The organism is Wolbachia endosymbiont (group B) of Pilophorus perplexus (assembly GCF_964028155.1).
Lineage (GTDB): Bacteria > Pseudomonadota > Alphaproteobacteria > Rickettsiales > Anaplasmataceae > Wolbachia.
In genome coordinates this window covers 78,087-92,714 of sequence record NZ_OZ034754.1, presented here as the reverse complement: position 1 = coordinate 92,714, position 14,628 = coordinate 78,087, and the positions used below count along the sequence as shown (strand labels likewise).

22 protein-coding genes and 1 tRNA gene are annotated in these 14,628 nt (G+C 35.5%); 18 read left to right on the top strand and 5 right to left on the bottom strand.

Going from position 1 to position 14,628, the window contains the following annotated elements:
- Positions 1-27: 27 nt before the first annotated feature.
- On the bottom strand, positions 28-792 hold the full coding sequence (locus ABWU28_RS00495) for an SDR family oxidoreductase (RefSeq protein ID WP_006013430.1): 765 nt from the start codon (positions 790-792) through the stop codon (positions 28-30).
- Complete coding sequence (locus ABWU28_RS00490; protein WP_254229992.1) at positions 779-1,594, bottom strand: YihY/virulence factor BrkB family protein; 816 nt, start codon at positions 1,592-1,594, stop codon at positions 779-781. Before ABWU28_RS00490 ends, ABWU28_RS00495 begins: the two co-directional genes overlap by 14 nt.
- Before the next feature lie 128 nt (positions 1,595-1,722).
- Here ABWU28_RS00490 and ABWU28_RS00485 point away from each other — a divergent pair, with 128 nt between their 5' ends.
- The 3 genes from ABWU28_RS00485 (at position 1,723) to ABWU28_RS00475 (ending at position 3,611) form a co-directional block, all read left to right on the top strand.
- On the top strand, positions 1,723-2,043 hold the full coding sequence (locus ABWU28_RS00485) for a TrbC/VirB2 family protein (RefSeq protein ID WP_264684879.1): 321 nt from the start codon (positions 1,723-1,725) through the stop codon (positions 2,041-2,043).
- Between the two features lie 20 nt (positions 2,044-2,063).
- Positions 2,064-2,417: a TrbC/VirB2 family protein gene (locus ABWU28_RS00480; protein ID WP_230608996.1), complete on the top strand. Its 354-nt coding sequence runs from the start codon at positions 2,064-2,066 to the stop codon at positions 2,415-2,417.
- A 237-nt stretch (positions 2,418-2,654) separates the two neighbouring features.
- On the top strand, positions 2,655-3,611 hold the full coding sequence (locus ABWU28_RS00475) for an IS5 family transposase (RefSeq protein ID WP_213863789.1): 957 nt from the start codon (positions 2,655-2,657) through the stop codon (positions 3,609-3,611).
- 694 nt (positions 3,612-4,305) lie between these two features.
- Here ABWU28_RS00475 and ABWU28_RS00470 read toward each other — a convergent pair.
- Entirely contained in the window at positions 4,306-4,566 is a 261-nt protein-coding gene (locus tag ABWU28_RS00470; RefSeq protein ID WP_353275305.1) for a hypothetical protein, read from the bottom strand.
- A gap of 265 nt (positions 4,567-4,831) precedes the next feature.
- Here ABWU28_RS00470 and ABWU28_RS00465 point away from each other — a divergent pair, with 265 nt between their 5' ends.
- Together ABWU28_RS00465 and ABWU28_RS00460 are read left to right on the top strand one after the other, a co-directional pair.
- On the top strand, positions 4,832-5,866 hold the full coding sequence (locus ABWU28_RS00465) for an efflux RND transporter periplasmic adaptor subunit (protein WP_353275303.1): 1,035 nt from the start codon (positions 4,832-4,834) through the stop codon (positions 5,864-5,866).
- A gap of 148 nt (positions 5,867-6,014) precedes the next feature.
- Positions 6,015-6,926 (top strand): hypothetical protein, encoded by a 912-nt coding sequence (locus ABWU28_RS00460; RefSeq protein WP_231834404.1) that lies wholly within the window; start codon positions 6,015-6,017, stop codon positions 6,924-6,926.
- Positions 6,927-6,983: 57 nt separating this feature from the next.
- Here ABWU28_RS00460 and grxD read toward each other — a convergent pair whose 3' ends face one another.
- Together grxD and ABWU28_RS00450 are read right to left on the bottom strand one after the other, a co-directional pair.
- Positions 6,984-7,301, bottom strand: a complete 318-nt coding sequence (gene grxD, locus ABWU28_RS00455) for a Grx4 family monothiol glutaredoxin (protein WP_007302570.1) — start codon at positions 7,299-7,301, stop codon at positions 6,984-6,986.
- A 16-nt stretch (positions 7,302-7,317) separates the two neighbouring features.
- Positions 7,318-7,536: a BolA/IbaG family iron-sulfur metabolism protein gene (locus ABWU28_RS00450; protein ID WP_007302571.1), complete on the bottom strand. Its 219-nt coding sequence runs from the start codon at positions 7,534-7,536 to the stop codon at positions 7,318-7,320.
- A 119-nt stretch (positions 7,537-7,655) separates the two neighbouring features.
- Between ABWU28_RS00450 and ABWU28_RS00445 the strand changes: the two genes are divergently transcribed.
- From ABWU28_RS00445 to ABWU28_RS00385, 13 genes are all read left to right on the top strand, one after another.
- Positions 7,656-8,060, top strand: coding sequence for a P44/Msp2 family outer membrane protein (locus ABWU28_RS00445; RefSeq protein WP_353275300.1), 405 nt, complete (start codon positions 7,656-7,658; stop codon positions 8,058-8,060).
- Positions 8,050-8,247, top strand: a complete 198-nt coding sequence (locus ABWU28_RS00440) for a hypothetical protein (protein WP_230609272.1) — start codon at positions 8,050-8,052, stop codon at positions 8,245-8,247. Before ABWU28_RS00445 ends, ABWU28_RS00440 begins: the two co-directional genes overlap by 11 nt.
- A 254-nt stretch (positions 8,248-8,501) precedes the next feature.
- Positions 8,502-8,645, top strand: a complete 144-nt coding sequence (locus ABWU28_RS00435; protein ID WP_019236827.1) for a hypothetical protein — start codon at positions 8,502-8,504, stop codon at positions 8,643-8,645.
- 37 nt (positions 8,646-8,682) lie between these two features.
- A complete protein-coding gene (gene ltrA / locus ABWU28_RS00430; RefSeq protein WP_019236826.1) occupies positions 8,683-10,230 on the top strand; it encodes a group II intron reverse transcriptase/maturase in 1,548 nt (515 codons plus the stop codon).
- The gene (locus ABWU28_RS00425) at positions 10,227-10,382 is read left to right on the top strand and encodes a hypothetical protein (protein ID WP_353275745.1); all 156 of its coding nucleotides are present in this window, start codon (positions 10,227-10,229) and stop codon (positions 10,380-10,382) included. The genes ltrA and ABWU28_RS00425 overlap by 4 nt, the downstream gene beginning before the upstream one ends.
- Complete coding sequence (locus tag ABWU28_RS00420; protein ID WP_353275740.1) at positions 10,330-10,791, top strand: P44/Msp2 family outer membrane protein; 462 nt, start codon at positions 10,330-10,332, stop codon at positions 10,789-10,791. The genes ABWU28_RS00425 and ABWU28_RS00420 overlap by 53 nt, the downstream gene beginning before the upstream one ends.
- A 234-nt stretch (positions 10,792-11,025) precedes the next feature.
- The gene (locus tag ABWU28_RS00415; RefSeq protein WP_353275298.1) at positions 11,026-11,505 is read left to right on the top strand and encodes an outer membrane protein; all 480 of its coding nucleotides are present in this window, start codon (positions 11,026-11,028) and stop codon (positions 11,503-11,505) included.
- A gap of 218 nt (positions 11,506-11,723) precedes the next feature.
- On the top strand, positions 11,724-12,026 hold the full coding sequence (gene rplU, locus ABWU28_RS00410; RefSeq protein WP_353275296.1) for a 50S ribosomal protein L21: 303 nt from the start codon (positions 11,724-11,726) through the stop codon (positions 12,024-12,026).
- A gap of 10 nt (positions 12,027-12,036) precedes the next feature.
- Positions 12,037-12,306: a 50S ribosomal protein L27 gene (gene rpmA, locus ABWU28_RS00405; protein ID WP_006012184.1), complete on the top strand. Its 270-nt coding sequence runs from the start codon at positions 12,037-12,039 to the stop codon at positions 12,304-12,306.
- 8 nt (positions 12,307-12,314) lie between these two features.
- Positions 12,315-12,391: transfer RNA gene (locus ABWU28_RS00400), tRNA-Ile, on the top strand.
- Positions 12,392-12,422: 31 nt separating this feature from the next.
- Positions 12,423-13,613, top strand: coding sequence for a methionine adenosyltransferase (gene metK / locus ABWU28_RS00395; RefSeq protein WP_353275294.1), 1,191 nt, complete (start codon positions 12,423-12,425; stop codon positions 13,611-13,613).
- Between the two features lie 86 nt (positions 13,614-13,699).
- Positions 13,700-14,251: a hypothetical protein gene (locus ABWU28_RS00390; RefSeq protein WP_353275292.1), complete on the top strand. Its 552-nt coding sequence runs from the start codon at positions 13,700-13,702 to the stop codon at positions 14,249-14,251.
- A complete protein-coding gene (locus tag ABWU28_RS00385) occupies positions 14,241-14,627 on the top strand; it encodes a hypothetical protein (protein WP_353274937.1) in 387 nt (128 codons plus the stop codon). Before ABWU28_RS00390 ends, ABWU28_RS00385 begins: the two co-directional genes overlap by 11 nt.
- Position 14,628 lies beyond the last annotated feature (1 nt).

Sequence of the window (14,628 nt, the reverse complement as noted above, 5' to 3'; positions counted from 1 at the left end):
CAGTATCTTTGCAGATACTATGGTAATTTACTCGGGAGATTTGCTAAGTGGTAAGATTTGTCCTGATATGCTACAATCTTCAGAAGCAAGTTCTACAAATTTGTCTGTCAGTTTATCAGGTGGCACCAATTCAGATATATCTTTTCCCGAAAATGCTTGCTTATACATTTCACTATCGATAGGCCCTTCCGAATACACGGCATTTATGCATAAGTTCGTATGTTTTGTCTCAGATGCATATATCTTCACCATTGCTTCTAGTGCAGCCTTACTTGCAGCATATGGTACCCAATATGGATAAGAGGAAGGAGAAAGTGTTATCTCTGAGGTCATGAATATCGCTCTTCCAGCATTAGACTTTTTTAGTATTGGACCCAAATTTTTTAGCAAGTACCAACTGGCAGTAAAATTTGTATTCATTACGTTCTGTAGATCTTCAAGCTCACAATCATGAACAGAGCTCAACTTACCTAAAATTTCAGTGCATGCAATCAGTATATCAAGTGTTCCAGATTCTGATAATTTTGGGCTTTCTATCATATTTGCCAGTTTTTCTACGTTTTCAAAGTCTAAAAGGTCAAGCTGAATTAGTTTCACAGAGCCTTCTTTCAGCTCTTCAATTTCGTTATACAATGGCTTGAGATTATCAAGAGATCTGGAAATCAGAATTACACATGCACCTTCTTTTACAAATCTTTTTGCAACAGAAGAGCCTATTCCACCTGAAGCTCCGGTAATTAAAGCTATTTTACCTTCTAAGTCACCCATTTCTTTCTCCTTAGCAAGATCCATTGAAATATTTTAGCTGAAAATTAAATTTTGCTCCATATATAAAAATCAAACTTAGCACATAAAAAAATAGTAACGATACTATCACACCACCTAAACTTCCATATATCAAATTCAGTTGGTCAAAGGAAGCTTTTAAGTATTGCTTGAAAGCTGAAGCAGAGATCGTCCAAAGAATAACAGCTACACAAGATCCGGGAAATACGTCTGATAAGTTTTGTTTTATGTTTGGCAATGTAAAATATAGCCAAGATACTATAGTAAAAAGCAAAAACTCAATAAGTAAATATCTAGTATAACTTAGCCCTTGGTAAGAAAAATCAATTAACATTGGCACTAATGTAAAAAATACTATAGTCAGAGTTGTAACAAGCGTAATTGCTAAAAATTGTAATATACTGAGCACCCTTCTCCATATATAAGGCGATGAAACCGGGACTTTATAGGCCTTATTCAATATCGTTCTGAATCCTTCAATTGTCGATGAGGCAGTCCAAACAGCGCCTACAATTGCCAAGGTTAATAAGCTTTGCGGAGGGCCTGATATTATCTCCCTAATACGTGGCATCAAAGATGATAAAATATCCTGTGGCATGTTATCAATAATAAATGCCCAGCCGACATTGTATTGATCTAAGAAATTTGCGAACGTTGATGCCATGGCTATTAAAACAATAAGAAAAGGAAATATTGATAACAGGATTAAAAATGATAGATACCCTGCGTGCTCCACTCCATCATTATAAATTGTGTCAATTAAAGCACGATAAAGGCAATAAACGATACTATAAAATTTCTGTAGCACTTGTAATATAAATAAACTAAGAAAAGTATTCTAAATGAAATAAAGCATACTTTTAAGCAAAAAATCCTCACCGTTTACTTAAATTTAATCAAAATGATAGATAATCCAGCGTTAAATACGGAGGCATAATGAAAAATTTTCTTCTACTTGTAGCTTTAATTCTTTCCTTTGCATTTGATGCAAATGCTAAAAATACTTTTGTTGATAAAAATGATACAACATCATCAGTGATATGCAAGATAATAGGCTATACTCACGGCATAGGTGGACCGATGATCACAATAGTGATAATTGGTGCAGCTTTGCTTGCGATATTCGGCAGAATGCCATGGCCAGCGCTTTTTGCACTCGGTGCGTTCACTGCTGTGTTTTTTGGCGCTCCTGTAGTCGTTTCAAAAATAACACCAGAAGGTGTGATTTGTAAAAACGGTGCAGTAGCGGATAAGTAATAGAAATTACTGGAGGCATAATGAAAAATTTTCTTCTACTTGTAGCTTTAATTCTTTCCTTTGCATTTGATAATGCTTTTGCTGCTGCTGTTACTGATGATGCAACAACCAATACAATATGCAAAATAGTAGGCTATACTCACGGTATAGGCGGGCCTATGATTACAATAGTGATAATAGGTGCAGCATTGCTGGCAATATTTGGCAGAATGCCATGGCCAGCGCTTTTTGCACTTGGTGCATTTACTGCTGTGTTTTTTGGTGCACCTGTAGTTGTTTCAAAAATAGTACCAGGTGGTGTGATTTGTAAAGATGGTGCAACTGCTTGCCCTGATGGTAAAACATGGAATGCAACAACAAATACATGCGCATAATAAGCATTAAAGCTTCAAAACATTAGCAAATGGTGCTTCTTAAAGAAGCACCATCATTGCACGAACTTGTGATTTAAGAGCAATTTTTGCCAGTTCATCCAAGTACTGGTTTACTTTATGACGGTGTCATCCCAGTGCTTGACACTGGGATGGCTTTGTTGCACCACTCAAGGAAAGAACAGGCAGTTACTGATGGAATTTGTTATAAAATAGATATTTAGCCGACAAAGGAAAAATATGCCAATAAGAATGAAAGTCAGTAACTGCAATGAATATAACAAATTTCTTCAAGAAAGGGGAAATGTTTTTCATTATATCAACGATGCCATTGAAAATTGGTACGAAAATAGTCCAAAAGTAGCAGGTGGCAACAATGTCTACAGCGACAAAGTAGTGATTCTAATTCACATAATAACCTATCTATTCAGGATTGGTCTTAGGCAAACAGTGGGATTTATAGAGAAATATCTTGAGCAAATAGGGAAAATTTTGCAAATTATCAGCTATTCGCAGGCTTCAAGAAGGTTTAAAAAGCTTAATATCAAAATCAACGACTGCAGAGTTGATAAGAACGATATGGAAGATATTGAAATTGCTATAGATAGTACAGGTATCAGCATCTACAATAATATTCCAGGCCATAGTAAGGCAAATGGTACAGATAGAAAGTATCGCCGCTATGAGCAAACAAGAAAGCTACATGTAATGCTAGAGATAGGTAGTAAAAAAGTTATAGCTGCAAAATACAGTAGTGGAGTTTATTCCGACCACTATGGAGCCTGTGATCTTATTGAAAGAGTGGATACCAAGTATAACATAAGCACGATATATGCAGATAGGGCATATAATCGAAAGAAGTTATACAAACTGTGCGATGAGCTTGACATAAAGACAAGGATTCCTCCGCAAAATAATGCAGTAGAGCATCCAAAGTTGGATTATATGAATGAGAGAAATTCTACAATCAAGCTCATAAAGTCATATGATGAAGATGGTATGAAGAGGTGGAAAAAAGAGATAAATTATTGGAAGAGATCTTATATAGAAAGTTTTTTCTCGCGACTGAAGCAAATATTTGGATTTAGTTTTAGGAATAAATCTGAGATTAATCGTGAGAAGGAACTGCTACTCAAGTGTTATTTGCTTAACAAATTTACTGAAATAGGCATGGCTAAGTTTGATATAGCTTCATGAATTTATTATACATTACCCACTATCCGAAGAGCTGTGCAACAAAGCCATTCCAGTTTCACGCACTGGAATGACAAGAAAGGGAGCACCGAAAAAATAGGTGTCATCCCAGGTGGGATCCAGGAATTCTGAGTTTTTGAAAAGATTATGGATTCCAGCGGGCTTTGTTGCATCGCTACCTATGAAAGGCTAACTATACAAGCAACTTATTGAAAATCTTATTTTTTTGCAGTCAATCTGATCAAATTTAAGAATAGTAATTTATTGTTTGTATTAGTAAATTTAATTCTACTTAAAATAGCTAAAGCATTGAAATTCTTGAATTTTAGCTAGATTAGTGAATGGTAGTAAAATTTCTTTTACTCAAATTTAGATATTCACTGACCGTCCTTACTATAAATGCTAGAATAATAAGCTACTGATATTCTTCATCTTTTTTATCTTTAATCCGCCGTAGATAGCGATGCAACAAAGCCATTCCAGCGTCACGCGCTGGAATGACACCCTTTTAGTTGCTGTACGAACATTGTGGTACAACAGACCAAGATAGAGTTAATAGGATCTCCTCTTCCTGAAAATACGGGAAGTCAGTAAAAAAAATCAGGCATTAGCACTTCAGCTCTGCAGTTGAGTCAATATGAGAGAGTAACTCTACAAAAGTAGACTTACTAATTGAACTTTGATCCTTTATTTTACTTCATAATAGCACTGAATCTGCGAGATCATAGAATTTATTTCCAATCTCTCTGAATGTACTACTTATATCAATAGGTGTCGACTCTTCTTGTGAATCAGATTTAAATAAGCCATGAGTATCTTTCAGACGACAGTACCACTTGCAATTATTTCGCTCTGCTGTTACCCACCAACTATTACCTGGGGACTTTTCTTCACATTCTCTATAGCAATCATGAAGTGCCTTCCATTGAAATGGAGGGTTTAGTATAGGGTTTGTCATAATATACTCCTTAATTATCAAACTAATAGCACGTTAGTACTTATATGCTAATATAATGTTAATTCTTATATTGACATAATAACTTTTCGGATAAGGTTTCTTAATTAAAAATTTCATTTTGGCAAACTTACTTATTGTAGGAAAATTTGCTTACGTAAAACTGTTTATAGAGTGACAATAGATGTATTATACTTATACTTCTGATATTTGAAAATTTATGCAGTTATTTCTAACAAGATTGGTCAATAAATTTTACTGTTTAAGGATGAGAAACAAAGTAATCATCGTTTCCGGTATGGCTCTTATTCTACTGTTTTTTATCAATAGTACATTTTTAAAAAAAGATCAGGCGGTTCATAGTGATAATCCAATTAGTAGTTTTTCAGTAAAAACTCAGGATTATACTCCACAAAATCGCGCTGTATATTTAAATTTTTCTGGTACGGTAAATCCCTTGCATAGGTTCAGCCTTGTCTCAAGAACAAGTGGTCAAGTTATTGCTATTTATTTGTCTGATGGTGAAAAAGTAAAAAGAGGCGATGTAATTTTAAAGATAGAAGATTATGACAGAGTTGAGCAAGTTGAAAAAGCCAAAGCTTTATTAAATCAGCGTGAAATTGAGTATGATTCCTCTCGAAAATTGAATACAAAGGGGTATGGAGCACAGATAAGAGTGGAATCAGCTTTTACTGCATTGCAGAGTGCAAAAGCTGACCTAAAAAGGCTAGAGTTGGATTTAGAAAATACTGCGATTAAATCCCCTATTGATGGTTATGTAGATAAGATCAACGTAAATGAAGGGGATTTTGTTAATCTTGGACATAAGATAACTGACATAGTTAATTTTGATCAGGTTCTTGTGGTGTTATATGTTTCAGAAAATGAAGTAAATAAAATAAAGCTAGGTAGCACAGCGCAAATTAATTTGCTAGACGGAAGGGAATTAGTAGGTGAAGTGAGTTTTATTAGTAAAATTGCTGAGCCTAAAACTGGATCTTATAGAGTGGAGGTAAAGGTAACTGATAATGAGATTATATCTTTGCAAGGACTGACTGCTAGTGTAAGCCTCCCTTCAGGTGAAAGATTTGCATATAAAATTCCTTCTTCGGCCTTAAGCTTAAATGACGATGGTATTCTTGGAATAAAGATTGTTGATGATAATAATTATGTAGTATTTACAGCAATAGAAATTGTTGATTATGAAGACGATGGAGTTTGGGTAGTCGCAAATAATGAAAGTAAGCCTATAAAGTTAATAACATTGGGTCATCTATTTGTTAAGCCTGGTGATAAGGTTTAGCTTGTATATACACTTTTAGTAAAAATCAGATAAAATTCCGTGTTAGCAATAATTATAAAAATACTTACTAATATACTTATCTAAGTATTGACAATTATTAACAAGAAAGCTAGTTATATAAATGTTTTATAAAAAAAGAGTGTATTATATGCCACGTATTAGTGAAGAAAAGTATAAGCGTTATCGTGAGTTGAATAACCTTGACTTAAATAAAAAGTTAAAAGAAGCTATAAATGAGCTAGATTATAATAAGATAAGGAGTATTATTTTTGACAATGAATTGGAGTCAATTGACGATGAAATATATGGTGCATTATTTTTGAATAAATATCCTAGATTTCCCGAGTTTTTACTTATGCTAGGAGACAGTAGTTCAAGTGATGTAGTTAACTTTTTTATACAACATGTTCCAAGTAAATTTTTGTGTGGAGAAGGCCCTAGAAATAGTTTGGGTAATATTCCATGCATAGAATTTATCTTTAGTTACAGACAAGACGCAATACCTACTCTATTAGAGGCTGTTTCAAAATCAGACAGAGACGATACTATCGTATTTGGAAAAGGTTTAGTTTCTAGTGTAAAGAAGAGAATAGAAAACATTGAGAGTAATGGGAGTCCTTATTATAGAAATGAATCTTGTGCAGCATATTCTTGTTCTGATAATCCACAAGATTACTACGATGCAAAAGAGGCTATTGAAGAATATTGCACACAAAATGTTAATGGTGATTACGAAATCGTTCCAGACTATCTTTTTACTATAAAAGATCAACCTCGAGAGCTAAAGCGATTGTTTATAGATATTGCTGCTGCCATAAGAAGTGATAGCCTTGATAAAGTGCAAAGTGGTCTGAAAGCAATTGAAGCAAGTGTTCCTAAAGCTGATCTGCGCATTATTGATAAAATCAGTACGTCATTAAGTTCTCTAATAAAAAAGGCTAAACAAAATGTAAATATGGCACGCGCTATTAGTGATGTACAGGCAAATATTACTTGGCCTGGTACATTTCTTAAAGAGAATGTCTTATGTACAAATAGTGTACAAAAGTCAAAAAACTAAAGTTTTTAATCAGGCTAGGTGTGAGGCACGCCTATTTTTTTCTTGCTTATTTCCTTACTAAACAATCTGTTTTTCTTTCAATAAACTCTGTAATTCACCTTTTTCATACATCTCGCGGATTATGTCACAGCCACCAATAAACTCTCCCTTTATATATATTTGTGGAATTGTTGGCCAATCAGAAAAACTTTTTATGGACTGACGTATTTCATCATTCTCAAGTACGTTGATGCATTTAAACTTTACATTCAAATTTTTGAGAATTGATACGACGAGCCCAGAGAATCCGCATTGAGGAAAGTCAGAGGTGCCTTTCATATACAGCACTACATCGTTTTCTGCTATGTCTTTTTTTATTTGTTCAAAGTTGTTCATAAATATCACCTTAATTTTAAGCTCCAGTTTCTAGTTGCAATGCATGTATAGATTGACCTTCAAGAGCCTTATATACCATTCTATGTTGTTCTATTTTTGTCCTTCCAGAAAAACACTGGGAAGTTATTTTTAAATGGTAGTGATCATCATCTCCAGCAAGATCCTTAATCTTTATATCGGCACCAGGGAATGACTGTTTGATAATTTTCTCTAATTCATGAACTGCAACAACCATTGATTCACTTTAAATTACAATACTCTTATTCTAAATCTAAAACAACTGAGCGCAATAAAAAATTGCTACATAAAAAATAGAAGTATGTTAGCATAAAAGTGAAATTATGTGAGGTTTATATGGCGAATAAAAGATTTAAATTTACATACCTACTAACTTTGCTCACTTTTTCATTTAGGTGCTTATCTTATGATAGTGAAATAAATAATTTAAAGAATTTTTATATTCAAGCTAACTATTTTGGAGCATTTTTCAATGCAATAGGTTCTCTAAAAGGAAAAGAAGATGCAGGTGAAAATGTAACGGAAGGTGTTTTTAGCTTTAATGAGGAGGAGAGGATTGAGGCTGGATATAGTCCTAAATACGTTCCAGGACTTGCAGGTGGTGCTTCAATAGGATATGTATTCAAAAATATGAGAGTTGATCTTGAAGTTCTATATTCTCAGACTAACTTAGATGATGAAGATTACTCAGATAAAGGAAAAGCAAGATATATTGAACTTCGTCGTAATGGTGCGACCTGAAAGTCTTCGGTCATATTGTTTAAAAGGAGAGGAATTCATTCAGAAAGAAACTGAAAGGATTCTAAAACTTATTAAACCAGATGTTTTGCCGTCTGAGTCTACGCATCAGTGCGAATCGGGCAACCGGTTGGTGCCAAGCGATGCGGACAATGAACCTCCTCTTGAAAAAGAAGATGCTCAATCGTGAGAGGGGCATAAACTGCAAGCATCATGTGGTTGGAGGGCTAGGCTAGTGGTATGGTGAACGTAAGTGAAGCTTTATAAGTACCGATACGATGAAAGAGCTAAAGATGCTGATAAGCTCTGACCAAAAGGTAATGTGGATAAGTTACATTTTTCATTTCTAGATGTACGCAAATAATAACTCCACCGGTATAGAGAAGCCACCTAACCCACTGTTGTATGACTGGAGAAACAGGGTAAGCCTGTATTTTCGCCTACATGGCAAGCAAACCGCAAGGAATGCTGATGGAAGTGCAGGTAAAGGAGAATGGAGAAAGCGAATGCCATTTTGTAACGAAATGGATAGAATTTGTAACATTAATTCGCGTGAAAACGAGCAGACTTCCATTTGGTCCCTCGTGACAAGAAACTTTGTTAACCACTTAAGGTAGGAAAGCAGATGATTACAAGTAAACCTGTAAGTGCATCTACCGAAAGCTTTGAAGCATGGAAGCAATTGCCATGGAAGAAATGCCAGAAAGTTATTGTGAGGCTACAAAGACGTATTGTTAAGGCTGTCCAAGAAGGAAGATGGGGTAAGGTAAAAGCTTTACAACATCTTCTCACACGCTCTTTTAGCGGAAAAGCTTTGGCTGTTAAGAGAGTAACTGAAAACCAAGGAAAAACCACAGCAGGTGTAGATCGTCAACTATGGTCAACTTGCAATGCTAAATTTCAAGGAATAAAGCTGTTAAAACAAAGAGGATATAAACCTTCTCCGCTCAAACGAATTTATATCAGTAAATCTAATGGCAAAAGAAGGCCTCTCGGTATACCCACGATAAAAGATAGAGCGATGCAAGCATTATATCTGTTTGCTCTGGAACCGATAGCTGAAACGATCAGTGATCGTCACTCCTATGGCTTTAGACCTAAAAGATCCTGCGCGGATGCTATTGCTGCTTGTCACTTATTACTGGCAAGACGCAATCGACCACAATGGATACTAGAAGGTGATATCAAAGGGTGCTTTGACAACATTAACCATGAATGGCTTATGAAGCATATTCCTATGGAAAAGAAAATTCTTCATAGATGGTTAAAAGCTGGTTTCCTAGAATCGAAAACTCTGTATCCCACAACTGCTGGCACTCCGCAAGGAAGTATAATTTCTCCAATACTAGCTAACTTTACCTTAGATGGTCTTGAACAGTTATTAGAAAGTCGCTTTGGTAAATTAGGTAGCAAAAGAAGAGGAAAAATCAGAAGTGGAGTGAATGTAATCAGGTACGCAGACGACTTTATTATTTCAGGTTTCACACATGAAGTACTGGAAAAGGAAGTTAAGCCTTTAGTATCATCTTTTCTTCATGAGCGAGGTTTAATTCTGTCAGAAGAGAAGACAAAGATTACATCTATTACAACAGGGTTTGACTTTCTTGGTTGTAATGTACGTAGATATAATAAGAAGTTAATTATTAAACCTTCGAAAGAAAGTATTAAAAGACTTCTTAATAAAGCACGTACATTGATAAAAGCAAATATAGCGAACACTCAGGCTATAGTAATTAAGTCACTCAACTCTCTACTGAGAGGATGGGGAAATTACTATCACCATGTGTGTGCTAAAAAAGCGTTTAGAAAGATCGACAATGAAATTTGGCATAGTTTATGGAAATGGGCAAAGAAAAGACATCCTCGTAAAGGATTACGTTGGATAAAGAATCGTTACTTCAAAGTAATGGGTCAACGCCAATGGGTTTTTGCTGCACCCATATGCAAGAACAAACCAAAAGAGATACGGTATTTAAGACTGCTTAAGCTGATTGATATACCTATCAGACGACATGTTAAAATCAGAGCGGATGCAAATCCCCTTGACTTAAAATGGAAAAAGTATTTTGATGAGAGAGTGAAACGAACAAGAATGTTAGCAAGCTCCTTTTCAAGAGAAGGTTCTCTACTGTTGGTGTCACCATTAAGAATGATGTTTCCTGAGGAATCATGAAGGACAAGCCGGTTCTAGAAAAGAAGAACTTAGATAAGGGGCTCAAGCGTAGTGTGGGGAAACCTGCATGCTGCGTTTCTAAGGGAGGGGGTAGTAGTAATACTGCTTCCTTACCTGACCTGTTCTTTGTCAGCACCGTCTTTTGGAGTTGATTGGGTTAAAGATAGAACCTACACCTCTTCGTCATATGGCATGCTTGGTGTTAATTATGATCTTGGCTATCATTGTACAGATAGCATTAAAATTTCATTTGGTCCTGCAGTTAAACTTGTTATGAGTGAAGGGATTTTAGACGCGGGACTTATGACAAAGCTTCATTATCATTATAAATTTGAAAATACAGATATTACTCCTTATGTTACTTTTGGTATAGGAGGAGTTGCTAAAATTCCTCTTTCAGAAAATCAAGGGCCAGACGTAGAAGAATTTTTTTCTTATCAAATAGGTTCTGGTATTAATCTTCCACTTTCTGAGAGAACAAGTGTTTTTGCTGGCTACAAGCTGCAGAAGTTTCATGAACTTTCGCATGGGGTTGAATTTGGAATGAGTTTTAATTTGTAAGCTCCGATTGAATGTTTTTAGTGAAGTCTGGTTTGAATTTTTGTTGAAAAAAAGCAAGTGATATAGGCTAAAATGATGATTGCAGTAGGTAATAAAATGTGACAAAGAGAAGTTTGGCAATTGCAAGAGAAAGGCAAGTAGCTAAGAAAGTGATTCCGATTTTATTATGTAAGTTATGTAATTTTTAACTTTTCTGTGAGTATATATGCGTATATTCATGGTTAGAGGGTAAAAATGAAAAAATTACTTACTTTAGTAGTCTGCTGTTCTCTGTCAGCACCGTCTTTTGGAGTTGATTGGATTAGAGATAGAATCTATACTTCGTCGTCATATGACAATCTTGGTATTAATTATGAGCTTGGCTATCATTATACAGATAGCATAAAAATTTCAGCTGGTTCTGTATTGAAATCTGTTTTGTTTGGAGGATCTTTGGCAGAGTTAGGATTCATGGCAAAGCTTCATTATCATCATCAATTTGAAAGTACGGATATTACCCCTTATGTTACTTTTGGTGTAGTAGGTGGAGCTAAAGTATCTCAACCAGCACAGCAAGGTCAACAGCCAGACGTAAAAAAGTTTTTTTCCTACCAGATAGGTGCTGGTATTAATCTTCCACTTTCTGAGAGAACGAATGTTTTCGCTGGCTATAAACTTCACAAGTTCAGTAATTTTTCTCATGGGTTTGAACTTGGAATGAGTTTTAATTTATAAGCTCCGATTGAATGTTTTTAGTGAAAGCTTGAGTTTTTGTTAACGTCGTAAAGTTTTCATGAGACTAAGAGAATTTGAGAGTAGTCAAGTTTTAAAACTTGACTACTCTCCACGAGGAAAAGCAGATAAAGGTAGAAGTATTTCATGTTTTTATTTATATTGACAGTATGTGTAACATCATTTACGATTAGTGTTAATAACAATAATTGATATTTGTCATGTTTGCAGTAATCGAAACTGGTGGAAAGCAGTATTTAGTAAAAAAAGGCAGCATAATTAAAGTAGAAAGATTACAAGCTGAAGAAAAAGAGGAAGTGGAAATCAATAAAGTGATTTGTGTTTCAAACAATGGCTTATCTTGTTCATCTAATGCTGTTGTTAAAGCTGAAGTACTGGAGCAGTGTAGAGATAAAAAAATTATAATCTTTAAGAAAAAGAGAAGAAAAAATTACCGTAGGAAAAATGGTCATAGGAAGTATATTACTGTTCTTCGTATCAATGAAATTAGTCTTCAAAAGTAAGAGGTAAGATATGGCAACTAAAAAATCAGGTGGTAGTTCCTGTAATGGTAGAGATTCGGCAGGGCGTCGGCTCGGGATAAAGAAGAATGGTGAGGTTATTCCAGGTAACATAATTGTACGTCAAAGAGGTACAAAATTTCATCCTGGAAAGAATGTTGGTATGGGTAAAGATCATACGATTTTTGCTAAAACGAAAGGCTGGGTGAGTTTTAGAAAATCAGCAAATAAAAAGACGTTTATTGATGTTGTGCCTACAGATGATATGCAAGCCTTGGCTTGAATAGATACGGGTCTGTAGCTCAGGTGGTTAGAGCGCACGCCTGATAAGCGTGAGGTCGGAGGTTCAACTCTTCCCAGACCCACCATTTAAATTTGCAATAGTTTTGTAACTAAACGATGGTTTTACATAAGAATTCAGTAACCAGTGAATCAGTAGCAGCCGGTCATCCAGACAAAGTAGCAGACCAGATTTCAGATGCAATACTTGACGAATACCTTTTTAATGACTCTTCCTCTCGTACTGCAATAGAGACTTTAGTTACTAAAGATAATGTTATTATAGCTGGGGAAGTATTTGGGCCGAACATTGAAAATAGCAAGATTGAAAGTATTGTACGGAATACAATAAAAGATATTGGTTATGAGCATGATGGTTTCCACTGGGAAACAGTGAAAGTAAATATATTACTACATGAACAATCAAATGACATTGCAATAGGTGTGGATCAAGGTGCTGGGGATCAGGGCATAATGTATGGCTATGCAACAATAGAGACGGAAAGCCTCATGCCAGCACCCATTTTTTATGCACACTCGATTCTGAGAAATATCATGAGTATGGTCAAAGGGGTAAAGCTTGGTCCGGATGCAAAATCGCAAATCACTTTGGCGTATGAGAATAACCTTCCAGTGCGTGCTGAAAGTATTGTTGTTTCAATACAGCATCTTGAGGATCTGAGTCAATCGAAAGTGAAGGAAATAATTTATCCTTACATAGCTTCATCTTTACCTGAAGGGTGGATGTGCCCTAAAGAAAATCTCTTAGTCAATCCAACAGGTAGATTTGTTATTGGTGGACCAGTTGGTGATTGTGGATTAACCGGACGAAAAGTTATGGTTGATACTTATGGAGGCTATATTCCACACGGTGGAGGAGCGTTTTCTGGAAAAGATGCAACAAAAGTTGATAGATCCGCAGCTTATATGGCGAGATACCTTGCTAAAAATATTGTCTTTGCAGGTTTAGCTGAACGTTGTCTTGTGCAGCTTTCTTATGCAATTGGTGTCTCAAAACCTACTTCATTTTACATTGATACATTTGGCACGAATACAATAGATGAAGAGAGGATTAAAGGGTTTATTGAAGGTAACATAGATTTATCAACTAAAGGCATAATAAGACATTTATCACTTAACCATCCTATATATAAACGTACAGCCTGCTATGGGCATTTTGGTAAAGAATCGGAAAGTGATGGTGGATTTTCTTGGGAAGGTGTGGACTTATCTACTGATTTTTGTAAAGAATTTAATATAGAAGAAAAAAAGAGAGAATTTCTTAAAACTATTAAACTCTTTTATTTCTAGCTTGATACTGATATAATAACTTATTATTAAATTGTAAGTAACTTTTTAGTAATTATACCAGTTTTAATATTTATGAGGCTTACAAGATGTCCGACAAACCAAAAGAAGAATTTTACGATATTGCTGTAAGAGAGTCATCTGGCCTTATTGAAAAAATAATAAAACATCCTTTCAATGTTGAATTGATGAACAATACGCTAGATTATGAAAAGTTTAAATTTTATCTTCAGCAGGATTTTTTATATTTAGTGGACTGTACTCGTGCTTTATTGATTATTGCAGCTAAAGTTCATGACATTGAAATAATGAGCAGCTTAATAAATGTGGCAAGAGGAACATTTGATGTTCGGAGGCAATATAAAGAACATTTTGGAGATTGTGATTTATCTGATAATCACAAAAAATCAAGAGCCTGTTCTGCCTTTACTGACTTTTTCATGCGCGCTGCATATCACAGTTCTGTTGCTGAAGCTTTATCAGCATCTTACCCTTGCTTTAACATATACCAAATCATTCTACATAATATGATGAGTGAGGTAACACCTGGTGCGCCAAGAAGTGCTTGGAGAACAGTTGGTGAAAATCCAACACAAACAAAGTCTAGCCAACAGTTTGGAACAGACCACTATGTTGCATGAGGTAACGAGTGTAATAGAGCTAGTGGGATGGACAATGCAGGGTACAACGAAAGTGAAGGGATTGAGTTCCGAAATACCTGAAGACATAGAGGTCGACATTTTCATGGCCATGGAAGACAGCATGAAGGATAGCGTAAAGGCAAGTTATCACTCACTCTATCGGGATCTGAGACCGTGCCATGTATTGAAATGGACTTCAAGTGAACTTGGGAGATCCTATGCATTCCTACAAAGGTACGCTGGAACAAGTCAACAAAGGCAAGAACTAGCGGAAGATGCAGGGGAAGTCGGACTGATTGATAGTACTCAGAATGTGGGAAAGCCACGTACAAGGGGAAGCGATCAGCAATATAGTAACTGGAATAGGGATTGCTAGG

Bases quoted from the DNA above. Each gene is read 5' to 3' on its own strand.
- ABWU28_RS00495 (WP_006013430.1), bottom strand. From the start codon at position 792: ATGGATCTTGCTAAGGAGAAAGAAATGGGTGACTTAGAAGGTAAAATA.
- ABWU28_RS00485 (WP_264684879.1), top strand. From the start codon at position 1,723: ATGAAAAATTTTCTTCTACTTGTAGCTTTAATTCTTTCCTTTGCATTT.
- ABWU28_RS00480 (WP_230608996.1), top strand. From the start codon at position 2,064: ATGAAAAATTTTCTTCTACTTGTAGCTTTAATTCTTTCCTTTGCATTT.
- ABWU28_RS00475 (WP_213863789.1), top strand. From the start codon at position 2,655: ATGCCAATAAGAATGAAAGTCAGTAACTGCAATGAATATAACAAATTT.
- ABWU28_RS00470 (WP_353275305.1), bottom strand. From the start codon at position 4,566: ATGACAAACCCTATACTAAACCCTCCATTTCAATGGAAGGCACTTCAT.
- ABWU28_RS00465 (WP_353275303.1), top strand. From the start codon at position 4,832: ATGAGAAACAAAGTAATCATCGTTTCCGGTATGGCTCTTATTCTACTG.
- ABWU28_RS00460 (WP_231834404.1), top strand. From the start codon at position 6,015: ATGCCACGTATTAGTGAAGAAAAGTATAAGCGTTATCGTGAGTTGAAT.
- grxD (WP_007302570.1), bottom strand. From the start codon at position 7,301: ATGAACAACTTTGAACAAATAAAAAAAGACATAGCAGAAAACGATGTA.
- ABWU28_RS00450 (WP_007302571.1), bottom strand. From the start codon at position 7,536: ATGGTTGTTGCAGTTCATGAATTAGAGAAAATTATCAAACAGTCATTC.
- ABWU28_RS00445 (WP_353275300.1), top strand. From the start codon at position 7,656: ATGGCGAATAAAAGATTTAAATTTACATACCTACTAACTTTGCTCACT.
- ABWU28_RS00435 (WP_019236827.1), top strand. From the start codon at position 8,502: ATGGCAAGCAAACCGCAAGGAATGCTGATGGAAGTGCAGGTAAAGGAG.
- ltrA (WP_019236826.1), top strand. From the start codon at position 8,683: ATGATTACAAGTAAACCTGTAAGTGCATCTACCGAAAGCTTTGAAGCA.
- ABWU28_RS00425 (WP_353275745.1), top strand. From the start codon at position 10,227: ATGAAGGACAAGCCGGTTCTAGAAAAGAAGAACTTAGATAAGGGGCTC.
- ABWU28_RS00415 (WP_353275298.1), top strand. From the start codon at position 11,026: ATGAAAAAATTACTTACTTTAGTAGTCTGCTGTTCTCTGTCAGCACCG.
- rplU (WP_353275296.1), top strand. From the start codon at position 11,724: ATGTTTGCAGTAATCGAAACTGGTGGAAAGCAGTATTTAGTAAAAAAA.
- rpmA (WP_006012184.1), top strand. From the start codon at position 12,037: ATGGCAACTAAAAAATCAGGTGGTAGTTCCTGTAATGGTAGAGATTCG.
- metK (WP_353275294.1), top strand. From the start codon at position 12,423: ATGGTTTTACATAAGAATTCAGTAACCAGTGAATCAGTAGCAGCCGGT.
- ABWU28_RS00390 (WP_353275292.1), top strand. From the start codon at position 13,700: ATGTCCGACAAACCAAAAGAAGAATTTTACGATATTGCTGTAAGAGAG.
- ABWU28_RS00385 (WP_353274937.1), top strand. From the start codon at position 14,241: ATGTTGCATGAGGTAACGAGTGTAATAGAGCTAGTGGGATGGACAATG.